We start from the raw sequence: 3725 nt of genomic DNA, 5'->3' as shown, positions 1-3725 counted from the left end.
TCAGAACCAGGAGGGCTTGGTGGGAGACCACTACCTGGAGATCAGCGCCGATCCACAGCCACACGGCCGTGGCGCCACCCTCAATGGCCGCACGATTCGCTACGAGCCGCCCATCAACGTGGCCACCATGATGCGGCAGTTGATGCAGGCTCAGGATGAGCTCACGGCAACCCTGCGTAACACCAGCCGTTTGACGGCAACAGATGTTCCTCAGACCCTACGAGAGGCTCGCCGCAGCTTGAATGGGGTGAGCGAACTAGCGACGGTTCTGCAGCGAGAGAGTGTTTCCACTGCGCCAGAGCTTCGCCAGGCCCTCCGCCAGCTGAGCCGCACTGGCATCAGCGCCGAACAGACGTCGACCCAGGCGCAACAGCTCATTCGTCAGAGCCAACCGCTGCTCATCCGCACCCTCGACGATCTGCAGCAGATCACTGGCGCCAGCCGCCGCTTGTTGCACAGCCTGATGGGCCTGAGTGCAACCGAGGAAGCCCCCGCCTCCGCCAGCCCCGCTACGCCGGCGCAGCCTTGATCGGGAGCTATCTGAGGCTGGGGTAGAGAAGTTCGTGACATTGCTGAGCTGAACACCCTCGCCTGCGAACTGGATTCCTGGCTTAGCCGCTAGGGAGACCAGGTCTTAAGTAGCCCGTATCCAGCTGAGCTGCTGAACAACGTGGTGGGACTACACATCTAGGGCTTTCGGGCAGTGTTCTCGCAGATGAACCCTGAAAGCGCAGGGGGCTCACCCGTTTTGGGGATGACACTGCCTTAAGCCCTCGCCATGGTGGACGGAGATCAATACGCACGATGCGGCGAAACCCTGCGCAGGACTTCTTGTCGTTCTTATTCGGCGGTGGTTTATTCGCCGGTGGAATCTTCCTCTTGCTGAACCAGGTGATGGTGTCCAGCACCGGTCGGATCGGTGGTTTGGGTCGGTGGGGTGGCGCCTACCGTCACGGCATGCGCTATGGCTATGGCGGCGCTTGGGGCATGCCTGCGTTCGGTGGAGTCACTGGTGGCATGGGGCTCCTCATGATCCCTCTAGGCATAGGAGTGGCCATGCTGTTCATTAACGCCTATCGCAAGCTGGCTTGGCTTTTGATATGGGGGTCGGCAGCGGCATTGACGGCTGGGATCCTCCACAGCCTTAACATGCAATTTTTGCCAACAACACTCTGGTCTCTTGTTACCATAGTGCTGATGATTGCATCTGGTGCGGGCCTGATGTTCAGGTCGCTTTATGGAGAGAAGGATGGCGAAGATTAATTCCCATGAACAGGGGAACAGTCGGAGGCTGCAGCAACTGATGGCAGAGGTTGATGGGTCTGGTCTCCCTGACTCCCAACCCACGAGCACTACAGTCGATGCCCATGCTGGGGAGCTCCTATCTCGATTCCTGTCTTGGTCTTGCTTTGGGCTTTTGTGCCTTGGGATTGGGTTTTGGGTTGGTCGTGAAAATGCAAGATTGAGTTCGTTGTTAAGTCAGCCTTCTGATATGCAGCTTCTCTCTGCACAGGGATGGCGTCATGACGGAACGGGGGTGTTCTATCGCTGGTGCCAGGAGAGTTGCCATGCACCTCAATTGTATGGCGGCGGAGTGATCAAGGCCTTTGATGTGAAGTGCGTGGATCGGCCTTGTGGCGACATCACGATGCGATTCGATGTGCTGAATGCCAAAGGTGAGGTGATTGATCAGCTGGTGTTCAATGAGGCTGGTCTCCAGGGCGAAACCAGGCGCTTCCTGATTGAGTCGCAGAAGCCCGAGGCGGCATCGATGGAGCTCAGTGAGTTCTCCGCTCGCGCGAAGGTCTAGGGCTGAGAGACGCTCCTGAAACCCGCCGATTCGCCTATTACTGAGTCAGCGCGCTGCTCGCCTCTATGGCCAGCGCCAGGCGGCGCGCTCCAGCACCGTTTGGCCAGGTAGGACCGTGGCCCCTTGCTCACGCTCCAGCCGCAGCAGTTTGCAGTCTTCCGAATCGGCGAGGGCGTTGATCAAGGCATCGGCGTGGGCAATCACCCACACCTGGGTGCGCTGGGCTGCGGTCGTTATTAGACGGGCCAATGGCTCTAGCAGATCGGGATGCAGGCTGCTCTCTGGTTCGTTGAGTACCAGCAGCGGGGCAAGGCGTGGGCTGAACAACGCCGCCACCAGCAGCAGATAGCGCAGGGTGCCGTCGGAGAGTTCACTCGACTCAAGCGGGCGCAGCAGACCGGGCTGGTGTAGCAGCAGACGAAAACAGGGCTGGCTGGTGTCCACACACAGGTGGCAGCCGGGGAATGCATCGGCCACGGCGGCCTGCAGGCCATCACCATCACCGATTTCTAGAATTGTCTGCACCGCGGCCGCCACGTCACCACCATCGTTGGCCAGGGAAATGGTGCGCGTGGCTAGCCCCGCGGTTCGTGCCGGAGCGTTGCGATCGCTGCGGAAGCTGTCGTAGAAGCGCCAGCTGAGGATTGTGCGCCGCAGCTGGAACACCTCTGGTGCCTCCAGCGGATCGGAAACAGCCGAGAAGAGGCTCTCATGGGGAGAGAGTTGCAGGGCCAGCGCGTGGCCCCGAGTGCCGTTGCCACTGCAACGCTCTGCCACGGCACCATCGCGCTGTACTAACAGGCTTCGGGGATGGAATGGGCCCCCAGCCCAGATCCATTCACGTTTGATTTCCGGATCGAGCACAAAAGCGCTGGTCTCGTCGTCGGCCCGATAGCCCAGCTCGATTGCATAGGAGAGGGTGTGGCCGGCAAAGCCCAGCCGCAACCGCGCTGCATCACGTCGCGACTCTGGGCGTGGGCCGGCCCAGAACACAGCTGGTAAGCCGCCTTCTTCTGCCAGAGCTGCAACCAGATCACCGCGGGCAGCTGCAGCGATCAGGCCGAGTGAGCGATAGAGGTTGCTCTTGCCGCACCCATTGGCACCTGCCACAACGGTGAGGCCAGAAAGAGGCAGAGCGAGCTGCTTGAGGGATCTGTAGCCCGCCACAGCCATATGGCTTAGCCCCGTGGGGAATAGCGTGCTCATGTGGATAAACGGTGGCGGAGCGATCTCAGAACGTGAGGACGCTGGTTGGATGCAGTCTCAATGTTGCTCCTCCTGCACGGAGCTTGTAGCAGATCTGCCGTTTACCACCGGTGGCTGTGGCGTGGTTGGACGTTGCGGTTGAGATCGGTGCGATTTGACTACGCGAGCCTTTGGGTGCTGATTGTTAGCAGCTGCTGTGAACCTTCACTGCTGGTCTGGATTCGAACGCTGACGCCGGTGTGATACGAGTTGCTGGTGAAGGGTTCTGCACGGTCTATGTGGGGAGAAGACATCCCAACAGCAAGCTGGCATCCAGCAGCAAAGCAGGGCAAGATGACAAAACTGATGAGATTTGTGAGTAGGTGGCGAGCCCTTCGAATCGATGCTGCTAGAGCGTCAATCCTTGCGATGGCTGTCGCTACAGCTGGGGCTTGGCCTGGGGTGGTTGGTCCTCATTGCCAGCTGTTCCGCTAGGCCGGGGATGGTGACAGTGATGTTGCTTGTGGCCGGCTGGCTGCCATCTCTGGCCCTGGCCTTCTGGCAGGTGCAGCACCGGCGATGGCGTGAGTTGATCATGAGTGATCTGCTTGCTTCCGGGCTGCTGGTGCTAATGGCCTGCACTATCTATCTACCGCTTTTTTTCTTCAATGTCGCTTGGTTTGTGCCCCTGGCAGTGATGCCAAGGGGCTTGCTTGCGGAGGTATTGGTG

The 3725-nt window shown here is 59.8% G+C and carries 3 protein-coding genes and 1 pseudogene; 3 read left to right on the top strand and 1 reads right to left on the bottom strand.

All coding sequences use genetic code 11. From position 1 onward, the window contains the following. The 3 genes and pseudogenes from ACIQ2E_RS13275 to ACIQ2E_RS13265 all read left to right on the top strand — a co-directional run. Positions 1-529: pseudogene (locus ACIQ2E_RS13275) on the top strand (MCE family protein); the annotation flags it as partial. A 302-nt stretch (positions 530-831) separates the two neighbouring features. Beyond that, the gene (locus ACIQ2E_RS13270; RefSeq protein WP_398331440.1) at positions 832-1263 is read left to right on the top strand and encodes a hypothetical protein; all 432 of its coding nucleotides are present in this window, start codon (positions 832-834) and stop codon (positions 1261-1263) included. A gap of 229 nt (positions 1264-1492) precedes the next feature. Next, positions 1493-1810, top strand: coding sequence for a hypothetical protein (locus ACIQ2E_RS13265; protein WP_398331437.1), 318 nt, complete (start codon positions 1493-1495; stop codon positions 1808-1810). Between the two features lie 63 nt (positions 1811-1873). On the opposite strand, the gene ACIQ2E_RS13260 is transcribed toward ACIQ2E_RS13265, so the two are convergent. Beyond that, positions 1874-3016 (bottom strand): AAA family ATPase, encoded by a 1143-nt coding sequence (locus ACIQ2E_RS13260; protein ID WP_398331434.1) that lies wholly within the window; start codon positions 3014-3016, stop codon positions 1874-1876. Between the last annotated feature and the right edge of the window lie 709 nt (positions 3017-3725).

It is taken from the genome of Vulcanococcus sp. (assembly GCF_044369115.1).
In the GTDB taxonomy this organism is placed as follows: Bacteria; Cyanobacteriota; Cyanobacteriia; order PCC-6307; family Cyanobiaceae; genus Vulcanococcus.
This window is presented reverse-complemented; position numbering and strand designations above follow the sequence as displayed.

Excerpts from the sequence above, each read along its gene's own strand:
- ACIQ2E_RS13265 (WP_398331437.1), top strand. The coding sequence starts at position 1,493 with ATGCAGCTTCTCTCTGCACAGGGATGGCGTCATGACGGAACGGGGGTG.
- ACIQ2E_RS13260 (WP_398331434.1), bottom strand. The coding sequence starts at position 3,016 with ATGAGCACGCTATTCCCCACGGGGCTAAGCCATATGGCTGTGGCGGGC.